General features: G+C 70.6%; 12 protein-coding genes. 9 read left to right on the forward strand and 3 right to left on the reverse strand.

All coding sequences use genetic code 11. From position 1 onward, the window contains the following. Window positions 1-2: 2 nt before the first annotated feature. The 3 genes from ACIA8X_RS08535 to ACIA8X_RS08545 are packed head-to-tail and all read right to left on the reverse strand — an operon-like array spanning window position 3 to window position 5,210. Window positions 3-3,059: an alpha-mannosidase gene (locus tag ACIA8X_RS08535; RefSeq protein ID WP_399458049.1), complete on the reverse strand. Its 3,057-nt coding sequence runs from the start codon at window positions 3,057-3,059 to the stop codon at window positions 3-5. A gap of 49 nt (window positions 3,060-3,108) precedes the next feature. After that, a complete protein-coding gene (locus ACIA8X_RS08540; RefSeq protein WP_399458050.1) occupies window positions 3,109-4,449 on the reverse strand; it encodes a 6-phospho-beta-glucosidase in 1,341 nt (446 codons plus the stop codon). Beyond that, on the reverse strand, window positions 4,446-5,210 hold the full coding sequence (locus ACIA8X_RS08545; protein WP_399458051.1) for a DeoR/GlpR family DNA-binding transcription regulator: 765 nt from the start codon (window positions 5,208-5,210) through the stop codon (window positions 4,446-4,448). The genes ACIA8X_RS08540 and ACIA8X_RS08545 overlap by 4 nt, the downstream gene beginning before the upstream one ends. 152 nt (window positions 5,211-5,362) lie before the next feature. Here ACIA8X_RS08545 and ACIA8X_RS08550 point away from each other — a divergent pair, with 152 nt between their 5' ends. The 9 genes from ACIA8X_RS08550 (at window position 5,363) to ACIA8X_RS08590 (ending at window position 18,036) form a co-directional block, all read left to right on the forward strand. Continuing rightward, complete coding sequence (locus ACIA8X_RS08550; RefSeq protein WP_393444649.1) at window positions 5,363-6,382, forward strand: carbohydrate kinase family protein; 1,020 nt, start codon at window positions 5,363-5,365, stop codon at window positions 6,380-6,382. An 85-nt stretch (window positions 6,383-6,467) separates the two neighbouring features. After that, window positions 6,468-7,754: an extracellular solute-binding protein gene (locus ACIA8X_RS08555; RefSeq protein WP_393444651.1), complete on the forward strand. Its 1,287-nt coding sequence runs from the start codon at window positions 6,468-6,470 to the stop codon at window positions 7,752-7,754. Continuing rightward, on the forward strand, window positions 7,754-8,704 hold the full coding sequence (locus tag ACIA8X_RS08560; protein ID WP_393444654.1) for a carbohydrate ABC transporter permease: 951 nt from the start codon (window positions 7,754-7,756) through the stop codon (window positions 8,702-8,704). The genes ACIA8X_RS08555 and ACIA8X_RS08560 overlap by 1 nt, the downstream gene beginning before the upstream one ends. Window positions 8,705-8,716: 12 nt before the next feature. Next, window positions 8,717-9,571: a carbohydrate ABC transporter permease gene (locus ACIA8X_RS08565; protein WP_393444656.1), complete on the forward strand. Its 855-nt coding sequence runs from the start codon at window positions 8,717-8,719 to the stop codon at window positions 9,569-9,571. After that, the gene (locus tag ACIA8X_RS08570) at window positions 9,568-12,516 is read left to right on the forward strand and encodes a glycoside hydrolase family 2 TIM barrel-domain containing protein (protein WP_399458052.1); all 2,949 of its coding nucleotides are present in this window, start codon (window positions 9,568-9,570) and stop codon (window positions 12,514-12,516) included. The genes ACIA8X_RS08565 and ACIA8X_RS08570 overlap by 4 nt, the downstream gene beginning before the upstream one ends. A 72-nt stretch (window positions 12,517-12,588) precedes the next feature. Further along, window positions 12,589-14,418, forward strand: a complete 1,830-nt coding sequence (locus ACIA8X_RS08575; protein ID WP_399458053.1) for a LamG-like jellyroll fold domain-containing protein — start codon at window positions 12,589-12,591, stop codon at window positions 14,416-14,418. A gap of 14 nt (window positions 14,419-14,432) precedes the next feature. Then, a complete protein-coding gene (locus ACIA8X_RS08580; protein WP_399458054.1) occupies window positions 14,433-16,124 on the forward strand; it encodes a PHP domain-containing protein in 1,692 nt (563 codons plus the stop codon). After that, the gene (locus ACIA8X_RS08585) at window positions 16,124-16,972 is read left to right on the forward strand and encodes a hypothetical protein (protein WP_399458055.1); all 849 of its coding nucleotides are present in this window, start codon (window positions 16,124-16,126) and stop codon (window positions 16,970-16,972) included. The genes ACIA8X_RS08580 and ACIA8X_RS08585 overlap by 1 nt, the downstream gene beginning before the upstream one ends. A gap of 167 nt (window positions 16,973-17,139) precedes the next feature. Beyond that, complete coding sequence (locus tag ACIA8X_RS08590; protein ID WP_393444667.1) at window positions 17,140-18,036, forward strand: alpha/beta fold hydrolase; 897 nt, start codon at window positions 17,140-17,142, stop codon at window positions 18,034-18,036. Window positions 18,037-18,038 lie beyond the last annotated feature (2 nt).

An 18,038-nucleotide genomic window follows, 5' to 3' on the forward strand; every position in this document is an offset into this window, starting at 1 on the left:
GTTCAGTTCCCCTCGGCGCGCTTCAGGCGGAGCGTGAGGACCTGGAACGGGCGCAGGGCGACCGCGACCCCGCCGTCGGCGGTGATCTCCGCGTCCTCCTCCAGCGGCCGCTCCAGCAGGTCGGTCACCTGGGCGCCCGCGAGCGGGAAGCCGGTGCGGACGACGCCGGTGGCCCGGCCGCCACGGGACTCGTAGAGGCGTACGACGACGTCGCCGGAGCGGTCGTCGGCCAGCTTGACCGCCTCGACGGTCACCCCGTCCCCGTCCCCGGCGACGACCGGCTCGGGCGCGCCCGCCGCGTCCGCCACCCGCAGGGGGAGGTTGAGCGCGTAGCCCTCGGCGACCGCGTCCTCGATGCTCGCGCCGGGCAGCAGGGAGTACGTGAAGCGGTGCTTGCCCTGGTCGGCCTCGGGGTCCGGGACGCGCGGGGCGCGCACCAGGCTGAGGCTGACCCTGGTCGTCGTACCGCCGTCGTCACGGACCGTGCGGGAGACGTCGTGGCCGTACGTCGAGTCGTTGATGACCGCGACGCCGTAGCCGGGCTCGGCGATGTGCACCCAGCGGTGGCCGGAGACCTCGAAGCGGGCCGCCTCCCAGCTGGTGTTGGTGTGGGTGGGGCGCTGGATGTGGCCGAACTGGATCTCGGCGGAGGAGTGCGGGGCGCGGATGTCCACCGGGAAGCCGGCCTTGAGGATCTTCTCGGCCTCGTGCCAGTCGATCTCGGTCTCGAAGTCGATCCGAGGGCTGTCGGCGCGGAGCGTGATCGTCTGGGTGATCTTCGAGCCCTTGCCGAAGGACCGCTCGACGCGGATCGCGCCGATGAGCGGGCTCTCCTCGACGACCTTGACGGACTCGGGGTCCAGCAGATCGGTGAAGCGGTTCTTGTAGTGCTTGTCGATGTCCCAGGCGTCCCAGTAGTTGGGCAGGTCGGTGTGGAGGCGGAGCAGGTTGCCCTTCTCCGCCAGGACCTCACGGCCTGCACGGAGATCCCGTACGGAGGCCAGCGTGCCGTCCTCCGCGACCTCGACCCGGATCAGGCCGTTGTCGAGGACACGGCCGGAAGCCGAGACCGGGTGCGCGGGTTCGGCGGCGCCGAGGGGCGCGCTGCCGCTCGCGGGCACCTGCACATACGCCGGTGCGCCGTCGGCCGTACGGACCACGTCGGCACGCTCGAACGGGCTCGTGTTGAACACCCGCGCGTCGCCACCGCCCAGCGCGGCCACCGCCTCCGCCGTCAGCGCCTCCAACTCCTCGGCCACCCGGGCGTATTCGGCCTCGGCCTCGCGGTGCACCCAGGCGATGGACGAGCCCGGCAGGATGTCGTGGAACTGGTGGAGGAGGACCGTCTTCCAGAGGCGGTCGAGCTTCTCGTACGGGTAGGCGTAGCCCGGCGCGTGCAGCGCCGCCGTCGTCGCCCACAACTCGGCCTCGCGGAGCCGGTGTTCGCTGCGGCGGTTGCCCTGCTTGGTGCGGGCCTGGGAGGTGTACGTCGCCCGGTGCAGCTCCAGGTACAGCTCGCCGACCCAGACGGGGGCGTCGGGGTACTCCTCGCGGGCCTTGGCGAAGAAGTCGTCCGGGTGCTCGACGACGACCTTGGGCGAGCCCTCCAGGTCGGCCAGCCGACGCGCCCGCTCCATGATCTCGCGGGTGGGGCCGCCGCCGCCGTCGCCCCAGCCGAAGGGCGCGAGGGAGCGTGAACCGCCGCCCTTCTCCGAGTAGTTGCGGACGGCGCGGTCCATCTCCTCGCCGCTGAAGCGGGCGTTGTAGGTGTCGACCGGCGGGAAGTGGGTGAAGATGCGGGTGCCGTCGATGCCCTCCCACCAGAAGGTGTGGTGGGGGAACTTGTTGGTCTGGTTCCAGGAGATCTTCTGGGTGAGGAACCAGTCGTTGCCGGCGAGCTTGGCGAGCTGCGGGTAGGCGGCGGTGTAGCCGAAGGAGTCCGGCAGCCAGACGCCCTTGGTCTCGACGCCGAAGTGCTCGATGAAGAACCGCTTGCCGTGGATGAGCTGGCGGGCGATGGCCTCGCCGCCGGGCAGGTTGCCGTCGGCCTCCACCCACATGCCGCCGACCGGCGCCCACTGGCCCTTCTTCACGGACTCCTGGATGCGGGCCCAGACGTGCGGGTAGTTGTCGCGCACCCACTCGTACTGCTGGGCCTGGGAGCAGGCGAAGATGAAGTCGTCGTACTCGTCGGCCAGAGACGTCACGTTGGAGAAGGTGCGGGACGTCTTGCGCTTGGTCTCGCGGATGGGCCACAGCCACGCCGAGTCGATGTGCGCGTGGCCGACGCCGGAGATGGTGTGCGCGCTGGCGTGGGCGGGGCGGGCCAGGACGGGGGCGAGCACCTCGCGGACGGCCGCGGCGCTGCCGGAGATGTCGTCCAGGTCCAGGGCATCCATGGCCCGGTCCAGGGTGTGCATGATCTCGTGCCGGCGCGGCTCGTGCTCGCCGAGGTGGACCATGAGCTCGCGCAGCACCTGGAGGTCGAGGTCGAGGTGCCAGACCTCCTCGTCCAGGACGGCGATGTCGGCGCGCTGGAAGGTGTAGAGGGGCTTGTCGCCCGCCGTGCGGATGTCACCGAGCGGGGTGGGGGCCACGAAGTTGTTGGCCAGGATGTCCGGGTTGGAGGCGGCCTCGACCAGGTAGTCGATCTCCTCGCCGCCCGAGACCGGGTTGCCGATCGGCACGTACTGGTTGAGCGGGTTGACCGCCTTCAGGGGCCGGCCGTCGGCCAGGTGGACCAGGGCCTCGGCCTGGTTGCCGGGCCAGTCGCCGACGAAGCCGAGGTCGATGACCGCCTCGACCCGTCGTCCGGCCCACTCGGCGGGCACCCGGCCGCGCATACGGAACCAGGTCGTGCCCCAGGGCGGGCCCCACGGGGTGTCCATCGCGAAGGGTTCGTACCGGGCGGCCGCGGCCTCCTCGAAGGAGACGGGCTCCCCCGGTGCCTGCCAGGCCTCGACCTCGAAGGGGACGGTGGCAGCGTACGTCGCGGGCTTGATGCGCTGGTCGTGGAGGCGCTCGACGCGCTCTTCGATCCGGCGGCGTTCGTCGTGCATGAAGAGTCTCCAGAGAGAGCTGGCGGGAAAGCGCTTTCCGTCAGGGGGCTTACTTAAGGTACGCGAGACCGGGGTGGACGGAGGTGTAGCCGTCGACGAGGCGACGGGCGACGTTCACGGAGTCGACGAGCGGGTGCAGCGCGAAGGCCTTCACCGCCGTCGTACGGGAGCCGGACTCGGCGGTGGCGAGCACCTCGCGCTCGACGGCCTTGACCGCGCAGACGAGCCCGGTGGCATGGTCGGGCAGCGGGGCGACCGCGACCGGGTGGGCGCCGTTGGCGTCGACCAGGCAGGGCACCTCGATGACGGCGTCCGTGTCGAGGACGGACAGGGTGCCCTGGTTGCGGACGTTGAGGATCAGGGTCGTGCGCTCGTCGCGGGCGATGGCCCGCATCAGGGCGAGCGCCACCTTCTCGTACCCACCGGAGAGATCGTCGGCGTCGCGCTCGCCGGCGCCGGCCGTCTCCCGGTTCTCCGACATGTAGGTGGCCTCGCGCTCGGCGCGGGTGCGGTCCCAGACGTCGAGGGCGGCGGCCTCCGGGTCGCGCATCTGCTCGTAGAAACCGGCCTGCTGGTCGCGCAGGAACGCGCCGCGGGTCTTCTCCGCCTGCTGGTAGGCGTGTACGGCTTCCCGGTTGAAGTAGTAGTAGTGCAGGTACTCGTTCGGGATCGCGCCGAGCGAGCGCAGCCAGTCGACGCCGAAGAGCTTGCCCTCCTCGAAGGAGCCGAGCAGGTCGGGGTCGGCGAGCAGGCGCGGGAGTTCGTCGCGGCCGGCGACGCGCAGGCCGCGGACCCAGCCGAGGTGGTTGAGGCCGACGTAGTCGATCCACGCCTCGCCGGGGTTCTTCACGCCGAGCACGCGGGCGATACGGCGGCCGAGGCCGACCGGCGAGTCGCAGATGCCGATGACGCGGTCGCCGAGGTGGCGGGACATGGCCTCGGTGACCAGTCCGGCGGGGTTGGTGAAGTTGATGACCCAGGCGTCCGGCGCGAGGCGGGCCACCCGCTGCGCGATGTCGACGGCGACCGGGACGGTCCGCAGGCCGTAGGCGATGCCGCCCGCGCCGACCGTCTCCTGGCCGAGGACGCCCTCGGCGAGCGCGACCCGCTCGTCGTTCGCCCTGCCCTCCAGGCCGCCGACGCGGATCGCCGAGAAGACGAAGTCGGCGCCGCGCAGGGCCTCGTCGAGGTCGGTGGTGGCGGTCACCTCGGGTGCGTCTGGCACTCCGGCCGCCTGCTCGGCGAGGACGCGGGTCACCGCGGAGAGCCTCTGCGCATCCAGGTCGTGCAGCACGACATGGGTGACCCGGCCCTCGGCGCGGTCCGTCAGGAGCGCCCCGTACACGAGCGGCACGCGGAATCCTCCGCCGCCCAGAATCGTCAGTTTCACGCTTGCACCTTTCCCGCCACGACGACCTCGACGCCCGCCTCCTGCAAAGAGGCCTGCGTCGCCGTGTCGACCGGCGCGTTCGTCACCACCACGTCCAGTTCCTCGGGACCGCACACCTTCGCCATCCCGTGCCCGGGGAACTTCGCCGCGTCGGCGAGCAGGACGACCTTCTCACCGGCCTTGATCATGGCCCGCTTGACCGGCACCTCGACGACCGTGGTGTCCATGACCTGCCCGCCCGGCCGTACCCCGCTGGTGCCGAGGAACAGCCAGTCGGCGTGCAGCTGGCGCAGGTTGTCCTCGGTGAGGAAGCCGACCAGGGAGCGGTACTCGCGGCGGAGCATGCCGCCGAGCAGCACCAGCTCGATGCCCTCGTCGTCGGCGAGCTCCTCGTAGACCACCAGGTTGCTGGTGATCACGGTGAGCCGGCGGCCGTGCAGCTGGCGGGCGAGCCGGAAGGCGGTGGTCCCGATGTCGAGCAGCACCGACTGACCATCTTCGATCATCGCGGCGGCGTGCGCGGCTATGGCGTCCTTCTCGGCCACGCGCATCTCGGCGACCTCGGCGAAGGGCTGGTCGCCCTCCTCCACGACCGCGCCGCCGTGCACCCGCGTGAGCAGGCCGTCCTCCTCCAGTTTGACCAGGTCACGCCTGATCGTGGCGGGGCTCACACCCAGCTGCTCGGAGAGATCGGTCACGGCCGCGGGGCCACCGGCACGCAGGGCCCGCAGGATGAGTTGGTGTCGTCGTTCCGCTAGCACGCCGTGAACACTACTCGTCATCTTCAATCATCGCCATGCTCATTTCTGCTCGGGTATTGACCAATCTCTCCGAGCGGCGCACGATTCCGGTCACCGAATTGAAGAGTTTTGACGAGCTCTGCTGAGCGGGTCCCGAACGAGAGGACGTAACCGTGGACGACGACCGGCCCGATGTGCTGCTGACCGGGCTGCTCTTCTACGACCTCGTCCTGACGGGGCTCGGGAAGCCGCCGACGCCGGGCGAGGAGATCTGGACGGGCGGCATGGGCTGCGGCCCCGGCGGCATCGCCAACCTGGCGGTGGCCGCCGCGCGCTTCGGCCTGCGCACCTCGCTGGCCACGGTGTTCGGCGACGACCTGTACGGCGAGTACTGCCGGGACGTCCTGTGCGACCAGGAGGACATCGACCTCTCGCTCTCCCGCACGGCGGACGGCTGGCCCACCCCGGTCACCGTCTCGCTCGCCTACGGCCACGACCGGGCCCTCGTCACCCACGGCCAGGAGCCCCCGTACTCGCAGGACGCGCTGATGGGCGACCCGCCCGAGGCGCGCACCGCCCTCGTGCACATCGAGGCCGAACCGCGCGAGTGGCTGGCCAAGGCCGCCGCGAACGGCACGCGGATCTACGCCGACGTCGGCTGGGACCCCACTCAGCAGTGGTCCACCGACCTGCTCGACCAGCTCCGCCTGTGCCATGCCTTCCTCCCGAACGAGACCGAGGCGATGGCGTACACCCGCACCGACAGCGCGGTCGCGGCCCTGTGGACGCTCAGCGAGCTGGTGCCGGTGGCCGTGGTGACGCGCGGCGGTGACGGGGCGGTCGCCGTGGACCAGGTGACCGGCGAGTACGCGGAGGTGCGCGCCCTGGACGTCGACGTCCTCGACGCGACGGGTGCGGGCGACGTGTTCGGGGCGAGCTTCGTCGCGGCCTCGCTGGGCGGCTGGTCCCTGGAGGAACGGCTCAGGTTCGCCGTCCTGGCCGCCGGGCTGTCGGTCGGGCGGCACGGCGGCGCCCTGGCCGCGCCCGGCTGGTACGGCGTCGACCGCTGGTGGCGCTCCCTGACCGACCCCGACCTGAAACGGACGTACGGCTTCCTCACGGACCGGCTCCCGGCGGATCCCGGTCCCCCGCTCGCGTACGCCCCCGTCACCCCACCCGCACGGCAGCACTGACTCCCCCCACCTGCCTTCCTCACCTGTCCCCCACATGCCCCTGCTCATGCGAAGTCCCGAACAGATCCGAAAGGCGGTGGGAGCTGTGCGGCTCTCACGAAGAGGCCTGCTGCGCGCGGGCCTGGCCGGTACGGCCGCCACGGCGCTCGGCGGCCTGGCGTCCGGCTGCGCCGTACCGACCGGCTCGACCGGCCGGAACATGGTCCTGTGGTACTGGAGCGGCGGTCTGAGCGACACCGTCGTGAAGAACGCCAAAGCGCGTTACGACAGCTCCGTGGACCTTGATGCCATCCAGATCGGCGGCCAGTACCGCTCGAAGCTCATCACCACCATCACCGGCCGGGCCCACATCCCCGACATCGCGGGGCTCAAGGGCGAGGACATGGCCGCCTACCTGCCGAACGCGGACCAGTTCATCGATCTGCGGACGCTGGGCGCGGAGAAGTACAAGAGCCAGTACCTGTCCTGGAAGTGGGACCAGGGCATCGCCGACGACGGCTCGATGGTCGGCTTCCCGATCGACTGCGGGCCGGTCGCGCACTACTACCAGTTCGAGATCTTCCGCAAGGCCGGGCTGCCGTACGAGCCGGATGACGTGTCGAAGGAGCTGAACACCTGGGAGAGGTTCTTCGACGCGGGCGTGCAGCTGGGCAAGCGCGTGCCGGGGGCCAAGCTGCTCACGGATGTCAACTCGGTCTTCGAGAACGTCGTGCAGCAGGGCGCGCAGCGCTACGTCGACAAGGACCGCCACTTCATCGGCGACCAGGACCATGTGCGCCGGGCCTGGGCGCTCGCCGTGGAGGCCAAGCGGCGCGGGATCGTCTCGGACCTGGTCAGCGGCACCCCGGACCAGCAGTCGGCCGTCCAGGACGGCAAGCTGCCGAGCCAGCTGAACGCCTCCTGGGCCAGCTTCGACATCAAGAACGGCGTGCCGAAGACCAAGGGCAAGTGGCGGGTGGCGCAGATGCCCGTGCGGCCCGCCAACAACGGCGGCTCGTTCCTGTCGATCACCAAGGCGTGCCGGGAGCCCGAGCAGGCCTTCGAGATCATCACCTGGCTCCTCAACGCCTCCAACCAGGCGCAGGGGTACGTCGACGCGGGCCTGTTCCCCTCGACCCCCGCCTCCTACGGCCTGAAGCAGATGCAGGAGCCGGACGACTTCTTCGGCGGCCAGGTCACGACGGACGTCTTCGGACCCGCCGCGCAGAAGATCGTGGTCGCCTACAACAGCCCGTACGACATCGCGCTCGGGCAGCCCCTCAAGGACGAGATCAAGAACGTCGGCGTCCTCGGCAAGGACCCCAAGAAGGCCTGGAGTGACGCCATGAGCAAGTGCCGTCGCATCGCGCAGCACCTGGGGGTGAGCTACTGATGGCCGTCATCGAGCAGACCCCGCCCGCCGTGGCACAGCCCTCCCCGACGCAGCCGAAGAAGGGCTGGCGCAAGTACTGGCACCTCTACGCCGCGATCTCCCCCTTCTACCTGATCTTCCTCGGCTTCGGCCTGTTCCCGGTCGGCTTCTCGCTCTACCTGTCCTTCCACCGCTGGGACGGACTCGGCTCGATGGAGTGGGCCGGGCTCTCGCAGTACCAGTACCTGCTGAGCGACAGCGACTTCTGGAACTCGATCGGCAACACGATCATCATCTGGGCGCTGGCCACCTTCCCCATGATCTTCCTGGCGATGATCACGGCCGTGATGCTCAACTCGGCGGTCCGGTTCAAGGGCCTGTACCGCGTCGCGTACTTCCTGCCGAACGTCACCTCGGTCGTCGCCATCGCGATCGTCTTCGGCTCGATCTTCTCCACCAACGCCGGCATGGTGAACGCCGTCCTGAACGCGGTGGGGATCGACCAGATCGCGTGGCTGAACACGCCCTGGGGCATCAAGGTCACCATCGCGGCGCTGATGACCTGGCAGTGGACCGGCTACAACGCCATCATCTTCCTCGCCGGACTCCAGACCATCCCGAGCGACCTCTACGAGGCGGCGCGCATGGACGGAGCAGGGCCCGTCCAGACCTTCTTCCGGATCACGCTGCCCCTGCTGCGGCCCACCCTGCTCTTCGTGCTCGTCGTCTCGACGGTCACGGGCCTGCAGAGCTTCTCCGAACCACAGGTCCTGCTCCAGACCTCGTCCAACGACTCGACGTTCGCGGGCGGTCCGGGCCACTCGGGCCAGACGATGGTCCTCTACTTCTTCCAGCAGACCTTCGACAACAACGACTTCGGGTACGGCGCCGCGGTGGCGTGGGGCATCTTCCTCGTCGTCGTCCTCTTCTCGATCATCAACTGGCGCCTCGTGCAGCGCCGGGGCGACTAGGAAGGGCGCGCCATGTCATCCATCAAGGGATCGTCCATCAAGGGGTCCCGCCGCAGAGGGATCGCGCTGCACCTCCCCCTGGTCATCGGCACCCTGCTCTCGGCCTTCCCGTTCTACTGGGCCGTGATCATGTCGACGCACAGCTCGTCGGAGATCTTCTCGTACCCGCCGAAGCTGCTGCCGGGTACGCACTTCCTGGAGAACGTCCGCAACCTCTTCGACGCCGTCGACTTCTTCGGGTCGATGTGGAACTCGCTGCTGGTCGCGGTGGCGGTGACCTTCCTGGTCCTGCTCTTCGACTCCCTCGCCGCCTTCGTCTTCGCCAAGTTCGAGTTCCCCGGCAAGGGGCTGCTGTTCGGGCTGCTCATGGTCATCTTCATGGTGCCGGCGCAGCTGTCGGTCATCCCGCAGTTCGTCCTCATGGCGAAGATCGGCTGGATCGGCTCGATGACCGCGCTGATCGTGCCGGCCGCGGCCAACGCCTTCGGCATCTTCTGGATGCGCCAGTACATGAAGACCGCCATCCACGACGAGCTGCTCGACGCCTCCAAGCTCGACGGCGCGAACTTCCTGCGCCAGTACTGGCATGTGGCGCTGCCGGTGGTCCGCCCCGGCCTCGCCTTCCTCGGCATCTTCACCTTCATGGCCCAGTGGAACGACTTCGCCTGGCCCCTGATCGCCCTCACCAACCCGAACAACGTGACCCTCCAGGTCGCGCTCTCCCAGCTCAACGGCACCCACGGCACCACCGACTACGGCATCGTGATGACCGGCGCCCTGCTCGCCCTCATCCCGCTGCTGATCGTGTTCGCGATCGGCGCCAAGCAGATCATCGGCGACCTCGCGAAGGGAGCCGTGCGCGGATGAACGATCCGTCGATCCTCGGTCCCGGCGCCGTCGATCCCCTGATCGCGCTGCGCCCCTGGGAGGCACCCGAGGTGACCTCCTGGGGGCGGCTGCCCATGAACGCCGTCGACCGGCGCTCCGGAGCACCCCCCCTCGACGGCGACTGGCGTTTCCAGTTGCTGTTGGCTCCGGACGCGCCGGTCGGCGGTGCGTGGTCCTCGGCCCGGGTGCCGGGTGTGTGGACCATGCAGGACACCGACGACCTCCCGCAGTACCTCAACATCCGGATGCCGTTCGCCGAGTTCCCGCCGGGCTCGCCCGCCGCCAACCCGACGGGCGTGTACGAGCGTGAGGTGGACGTGCCCGCCGAGTGGGCGGGGCGCCGGATCGTGCTGCAGGTCGGGGCCGCCGAGAGCGTGCTGCTGGTGCATGTGGACGGGCGGCCCGTCGGTATCTCCAAGGACTCCCATCTGGCCGCCGAGTTCGACCTCTCCGACGTCGTACGCCCCGGCGAGCGCGCCACCGTACGGCTGACGGTCGTGAAGTGGTCGGACGCCTCGCACATCGAGGACCAGGACCAGTGGTGGCACGGCGGGATCACCCGCTCGGTGCTGCTGTACGCGGGGCATCCCCTGCACCTCGCGGACGTCACCGTGCGGGCGCCGTACAGCGGTGAGCTGCGGGTCGACTGCCGGGTGCGGGACGCCGGCGGTGCGCTGCCGGAGGGGTGGTACCTCACCGGCGAGGTGGACGGCCGGCCGCTCACCCAGGACACGGAGTTGGACCGCGCCAACGTCGAGGACGAGCGCGTCTCCGACTTCCTCGGCGAGGCCCGGCTGCTGACCACCGTCCCCGAGGTGCGCACCTGGAACGCGGAGACGCCCGAGCTTTACGACCTGACCGTCCGCCTGCACCGCGCCGACGGCACGGTCGCCGACACCTCCCGCCACCGGATCGGCTTCCGGGACGTCGAGATCGTCGGCCGGGACCTGCTGGTCAACGGCGAGCGCGTGTTCATCCGGGGCGTCAACCGCCACGACTTCCACCCGCTGACCGGGCGGACGGTGTCGTACGACGACATGCGCGCCGATCTGGTGGTGCTCAAGCGCTTCGGCTTCAACGCGATCCGCACCGCCCACTACCCGAACGACCCCGCGCTCTACGACCTCGCCGACGAGCTCGGCTTCTACGTCGTCGACGAGGCGGACATCGAGTCCCACGACCACGCCCACGAGATCGCCGACGACCCGCGCTATCTGAACGCCTTCGTGGACCGCGTCTCGCGCATGGTGCTGCGCGACAAGAACCACCCGTCGGTCATCATCTGGTCGCTGGGCAACGAGTCCGACTACGGCGCCAATCACGACGCGGCGGCGGGCTGGGTGCGCCGGCACGACCCGACGCGGCCGATCCAGTACGAGGGTGCGGCCAAGCTCGACTGGGCGGCGACGGACGACGCCTCGGACATCGCCTGCCCGATGTACGCGCCGCTGGAGGACTGCGTGGCCCACGCCCGGTCCGGCGAACAGACCAGGCCGCTCATCCAGTGCGAGTACTCGCACGCCATGGGCAACAGCAACGGCACGCTGGCCGACCACTGGGCCGCCATCGAGGCCACCCCAGGTCTTCAGGGCGGGTTCATCTGGGAGTTCTGGGACCACGGGATTCTGCAACGCGTGAGCAACGGAAGACCGGTCGGGCGTGGGGGCGCCGGGCTCTACGACAACGGTGTCACCGCGCCCGGGTACCGCTGGGCGTACGGCGGCGACTTCGGCGAACCCGAGCACGACGGCGCGTTCATCGCGGACGGCGTGGTGTTTCCCGACCGCACGCCCAAGCCCGCGATGTACGAGCACCGGGAGCTCGCGGCGCCGGTGCGCATCGAGTGCTACAAGCACGAGGGCATCGTGCTCGGCAACCACCAGCACTTCCGTGGCCTGAACTGGCTGGCGGGCGTATGGGAGCTGGTCCTCGCGGACGGCCGGACCTTTACCGCTCCCGCCGAACTCCCCGACCTGTGCCCCGGAGAGACGGCCGCCGTACCGCTGCCCTTCGAGGTGCCGCGCGACGGCGGCGAGGTCTGGCTGACGCTGCGGGTGACGACGGCCGACGACGAGGCGTGGGCGCCGCGCGGCACCGAGGTGTGCGTTCCGCAGATCCGGCTGCGCGGGCCCGCCGTGGCGGCGGAAGTCGCCGTGGACGGGCGCGTCGAGGTCGACGGCGAGGGCCACCTCGTGCACCCGTTGCTGACGGCCGCGCCCGCGCTCTCGCTGTGGCGGGCGCCCACCGACAACGACGAGTTGGGCGGGATGGCGCCGCGCTGGCGGGACTGGGGTCTTGACGCGCTGGTGCGCAAGGTCGTGTCGGTGCGTGAGGACGCGGGCCGGGTGACGGTGGAGGCCGAGTACGCGGGCACGATCGGCGTCGTACGGCACCGGCAGGTGCTCACGGCCGTCGAGGGCGGGGTCCGGGTCGAGGAGGAGGCCGAGCTGCCGGAGGCGTTCCACGACGTGGCGCGGGTCGGCACGGTCTTCGAGACGGTCGCGGGGCTCGACCTGCTGGAGTGGTTCGGGCAAGGGCCCTGGGAGTCGTATCCCGACCGCAGTGGGGGCGCGCCCGTCGGCCACCACTCCCTTCCCGTGGACGAGTTGTTCACCCCCTACCTGCGCCCGCAGGAGAGCGGCGGCCGGCACGGCGTACGGCGGTTCACGCTGTCCGCACCGGACGCCACCGGCCTGATGGTGGCGCTGGACGAGCCGCGCCAGGTCTCCGTCACCCGCTACCGCGCCGAGGACCTGACCGCCGCGGCACACCACGACGAACTGGTGCCGCGCCCCGGCTGCGTGGTCCACATCGACGCGGCGCACCGAGGCCTCGGCACGGCGTCGTGCGGCCCCGACACCTTCCCCTCCTATCGCGTCGCACCGGGCATCCATCGCTGGAGCTGGACCCTGCGCGTTCTCTGACTCCCCCACGCCTCCTCTCCCTCCTCCCTCCCCCCACGCCTCCCCTCCCCTGTCACCCTTCACGGAGCACACGTGTGTACTTCGCATGACCATGTCCCGGGCGGCGAGGCCGCGCAGGCCGGCGCCGGACGACGCAGTTTCCTCCGGGCCACCACGCTGCTCGGTGCCGCCGCGACGGCCTCCGTCGCCGTCCCGGCGGTCGCCGAGGCCGCGCCCGCCAGCGGCTGGCGACCCGACCCGGACAGCCGGCGCTTCACGGTCGCCGTCATGCCGGACACGCAGTACCTCTTCGACGGGCCGAGCATCGACAAGGCCCCGGTCGAGGCGTCCCTGCGCTATCTGCTGGAGCACGGCCGGGAGGAGAACATCGTCTTCCTGTCCCACCTCGGCGACCTCACCCAGAACGGCACCCAGCCCGAGGTCGCCGCGATCGGCGAGGCGTTCCGGCTGCTGGACCGGCGGGGCGTGGGCTACAGCGTCCTCGCCGGCAATCACGACGTGAAGTCGTCCACGGACGACCAGCGCGGCGCGACGCCGTATCTGGACGCCTTCGGGCCGGAGCGGTTCCAGGGGAAGAAGACGTTCGGGGGCGCCTCCCCCGACGGCTACAACACCTTCCACCTCTTCAAGGCCGCCGGACGCGAGTGGCTGGTGCTGGCGCTGGACTGGCGGCTGTCGGCGAAGGGCTACGCCTGGGCCAAGGACGTGCTGGCCCGGCACCCGAAGACGCCGGTCATCCTCACCACCCACGAGCTGGTGGTCGAGGACAACTCCCTGTCGGAGTACGGGCAGCAGCTGTGGGACCGGCTGATCGAGGACCACGACCAGATCTTCCTCACCCTCAACGGGCACTACTGGCCAGCGGGGCGGGCGACCCGCAAGAACGCGGCGGGCAACGACGTACACCTGCATCTGACGAACTACCAGAACCGCTACTTCGGCGGCGCGGCGATGATCCGCCTCTACCGCTTCGACCTCGACCGCAACGTCATCGACGTGGAGACGGTCTCGCCGTGGATCCTCGGCCGGGCCGCCAAGGGGCTCAACGAGCTGGAGCGGCAGGAGATCGAGCTGAGCGGCGACGTCGACCGGTTCTCCGTGGACATCGACTTCGCCGCGAGGTTCGCCGGCTTCGACCCGGTTCCGGCGCGTCCTGCGCGACCGGCGTCGAAGATGCTGGTGCCGGGCACGGTCGCCTACTGGCGCTTCGACTCGGCCGCTTCCGGCACGGTCCGCGACCTGTCCGGACGCGGCAACGACCTCACCCTCGTGACGGTGGGCGGCGGCAAGCTGGGCTGGTCCGACGACCACCACCCGGACCAGCCCGGCCACGGCAGCCTGGAGTTCCAGGGCTTCAAGTCCCCGCTCAAGGGCGCCTACCTGCGCACGATCGACGGCGCACCGCTCAACTCGGCGACGTTCAAGGCCGGTTACACCATCGAGGCCTTCTACCGCCTCCCCGCGGACTGGGACCCCTCCCACCACGCCTGGTCGGGCATCGTCAGCCGCACCGGCACGGGCGGCGCCGCCGGAAAGACCGCCGACGACCCGGACGAGCCGCTCGCCACCCTCTCCCTGTCCAACGACCGGGAGCCGCAGTGGGCGATGCGCCCCCTCAACCAGCAGGGCATCGCCACCAACTGGGGCCAGGAGACCCCGCTGGAGACCTGGTGGCACCTCGCGGTCGTCAACGACGGCAGGCACACCACGCTGTACGTCGAGGGCTGCCCGGTGATCCGCAACCCGAAGGCGTCCGCGATCGGCATCACCTCGGTCGGGCTGCCCTGGCTGCTCGGCGGCTACGACTACGGCGGCAAGATCGACCAGATCCTGCACGGACGGCTCGGCGACGTCCGCATCGCCGAACGGGCGCTGCCCGTCACCTCCTTCATGAACCACTGACTCCGGAGAGATTCATGACCGAGCAGCAGCTCCCCTCCTGGGCCGACCCGGCCGTCTCCCCCACCGACCTCGACGCGCAGGGCGTGTCGAGACGCGGTCTCCTGCACCGCGCGGGCCTGTTCGGCGCCGCGTTCGCGCTGGGCTCGGCGGCCGTACCGGCGACAGCGGCCGCGGCCCCGGCTTCGGCCCCGGCCGGCCGGCGTCTCGGCGGCGACGACCCGCGCCTCGCCTACCTCGTCGGCGACCACCACATCCACACGGTCTACAGCCACGACGCCAAGTACACGTTCTCCCAACTGGCCGCCGCCGGCGCCAAGTACGGCCTCGACTGGATGGTGTTCACCGAGCACTCCAACTTCGGGCACGCCAAGTTCGGCGCCGCGCTGGAGCACGAGGAGATCCGCGCGGCCCGCGCCGAGAACCCGCGCCAGCTGATCTTCCAGGGCCTGGAGTGGTACATCCCGGCCGCCGAGCACTGCACGGTCTTCTCGGCGCCCGGCGCGCACGAGGTCGACCTGCTCACCCAGTTCGAGAGCGCCTACGACGGCAAGCTGCTCGGCTACGACAAGGGCGGCGCCGCCGACGCGGACACCGCCCGCAACGAGGCACACGCCGTCAAGGGCATCAAGTGGCTCGCCGAGCAGCGCCGCAGGGGCTACGTGGACGACGTCCTCGTCCTCGCCAACCACCCGATGCGCCTCGGTATCGACTCCCCGCACGAGATACGGGGCTGGCGGGACGCGGCCCCCGAGATCATGATCGGCATGGAGGGCGCACCCGGCGCCCAGGGCGCGGCCATCCCCGGCTGGCGCGGGGCCACCTCGATGCGCGGCGAGTACGAGAACAAGCCGTCGGCGCAGTCCTGGGCGGGCTACCCGGCCGAGGCGTATCTGACGTACGGCGGCTTCGACTGGGCGACCGCGACGGTCGGCGGTCTGTGGGACTCGATGCTGGCGGAGGGCCGGCTGTTCTCGATCACCACGAACTCCGACGCCCATCGCATCGTCTTCGACACCTGGAAGAACGGCGACTGGCCGACCGGGCAGAACTTCGACACCACCGGCAAGCTCCCCGACCCGGTGAACACCGACACCCCGCAGCCGGGCAGCGACTTCTGGCCGGGCCAGTTCAGCCGCACCCACGTCGGCGTCACCCGCTACGGCTACCGCGCGGTGATGGCGGGCCTGCGCGCGGGCCGCGTCTGGCTGGACCACGGGCATCTGCTCGACGGCCTCGACGTCCGCCTCAAGCGGGACTGCGACTTCGGCCGGGGTGTCACGCTGGGCGGCCGGCTGCGTGTGCGCAAGGGCGAGAAGCTGACGCTCCACATCACCGTGACGACGGCCTCGCGGCCCAACCCCCAGGGAATCCTCCCGGAGTTGGCGCACGTGGACGTCATCCAGGGCGCGGTGCACGGCCCGACGGCCGACCGGGACGCATGGAAGGCGCCCGACACGAAGGTCGTGCGCACCGTGGACGTGGCGGGCCGCAAGGGGACGTATACCCTGCGCGTCCCACTGACCGCCGGCGAGGAGTCCTTCTACGTCCGGCTGCGCGGCAGCGACGGTAACCGCCACGGCGCCGGCTACCTCGGCGCGTCGGTCGACCCGCACGGGCCGATCCCGCACGAGCCCGGAAACGGTGACCCGTGGGCGGATACGTGGTTCTATTCGAACCCGGTATTCGTCGACGTGGCAGGAGCCTGATGAGACGTCAATTCCTCACCTCCGGTTGCTTATTGGGGGCGCTCGCGCTCGGCGCGGGGACGGCGTCCGCCGCCGGTGACCCGCGCTGGGCGGAGACCGGCACGGCGTACACGGACACGCTGGGCGGCGGGCAGGGCCTGGCGAGCCGCGCGGACGGCTCCCTGCTGTACCGCGGGCTCGCCTCCATTCCCCTGGACCTGCGGATCAAGGGCTGGAACCACATCGGCGACCCGGACGTCGCCCGCGGCCACACCTTCGACGCCTACCAGGGCCCGGACACGGCCACGTCCAAGATGTTCGCGGTGACGACCCCGGCCGGGAAGCGCTATGAGTACGTCCATCAGCTCAACCCTGGCGAGAAGCTGAACAACTCCTTCGCCACCGTCTCGCCCGACGCCCAGTGGCTGGTGTCGGGCGAGTGGGGCGAGCAGCGCAGACTCCAGGTCTTCCCCGCTCCCCTGCTCAACCCGGCCACCCCGCCCACGGGCGGGGACCTCAAGGAGGCGTGGCAGATCACCCTGGACAAGCCGGTGCGCGACATCCAGGGCTGCGACTTCGTGACGGACACACGGCTGCTGTGCGCCTCGAACGACGCCACGGGGACGTTCTTCCCGGAGCTCCGCCCGCTGCTCCAGGTGGACCTGCCGCGCAAACTGGACGGGCAGCCGATCACCGGCACGGTGCAGAGCCTGTTCGCCCTGCCACAACGCAGCGTGTGCACGGGCACCTTCGAGACGGAGGGCGTCGACTACGACGTGAACAGCGGCACCCTGCGGGCGCAGATGATCCCGCCGGGGGTGTGCGCGGTGGCGACGGCCGTGTACGCGTACAAGCAGGTCAAGGACTGACCGAGTTCGGCGGCCGAAGCGACAACTCCCCGTCACCTGCCGGTCATCGACCCGCCAGAAGCCGGAAACACCCGCACATCGGGATGATCTGGGGCACGATGGGGAATGGCCGTTGCACGACCACACGGCATGCCACTGCGGGCGGGGGCTTCGAGGGGAGACCGCGCATGCTCAAAGACGTGTACACGGGGGACGGACGCCGATTAGCCGTGGAGATCTCCGGTGATCTCAGCGGTTTTCCGGTGTTCCTGCTGCACGGCACGCCCGGCAGCAGACTCGGCCCTGCGCCCCGGCCCATGCTGCTCTACCACCAGCGGGTCCGGCTCATCACCTACGACCGCCCGGGCTACGGTTCCTCGGACCCGTTGCCCGGGCGGTCCGTCGCACATGTCGCGGCCGATGTCGCCGCCGTCGCCGACGCCCTCGGCATCGAGCGCTTCGCCGTCGTCGGCCGCTCCGGCGGCGGACCGCACGCGCTGGCCTGCGCCGCCCTGCTGCCCGACCGGGTGACCCGGGTCGCCGTCCTGGTGAGCCTGGCCCCGCGTGACGCCGACGGCCTCGACTGGTTCGCCGGGATGGCGGCCTCCAACGTCAACGAGTACTCCAAGGCCCTCGCCGGCCCGGATCGGCTCGCGGCCAGCCTGCGCAAGCGGTCCGTCGCCATCCGCTCGGACCCGGTGCGGTTACTGGCACAGCTGCGCCGCGACCTCACCGAGTCCGATCTCCGGGTGGTCGCGGACGCCGGGGTGCGGGCCATGCTGCTGCGCAACTACCGCGAGGCGCTGCGGGTGTCCGCCGACGGCTGGGTGGACGACGCGCTGTCGTTCTGCAGCCCCTGGGGGTTCAACCCGGCCGACATCCGCGTGCCGGTGCTGCTGTGGCACGGCGAGCAGGACGTCTTCTCCCCGCCCAGCCACACCCGCTGGCTGGCCGCCCGCATCCCCAGCGTGACGGCCATCCTGCAGCCGGCCGCCGCGCACTTCGGCTCGCTGCGCGTGCTGCCGGACATCGTGACCTGGCTGCTGGGCGGCCGCCGACCCGGGGTGACCGTCGACCAGCACTGACC

This window comes from Streptomyces sp. NPDC051738 (genome assembly GCF_044453205.1).
In the GTDB taxonomy this organism is placed as follows: Bacteria; Actinomycetota; Actinomycetes; order Streptomycetales; family Streptomycetaceae; genus Streptomyces.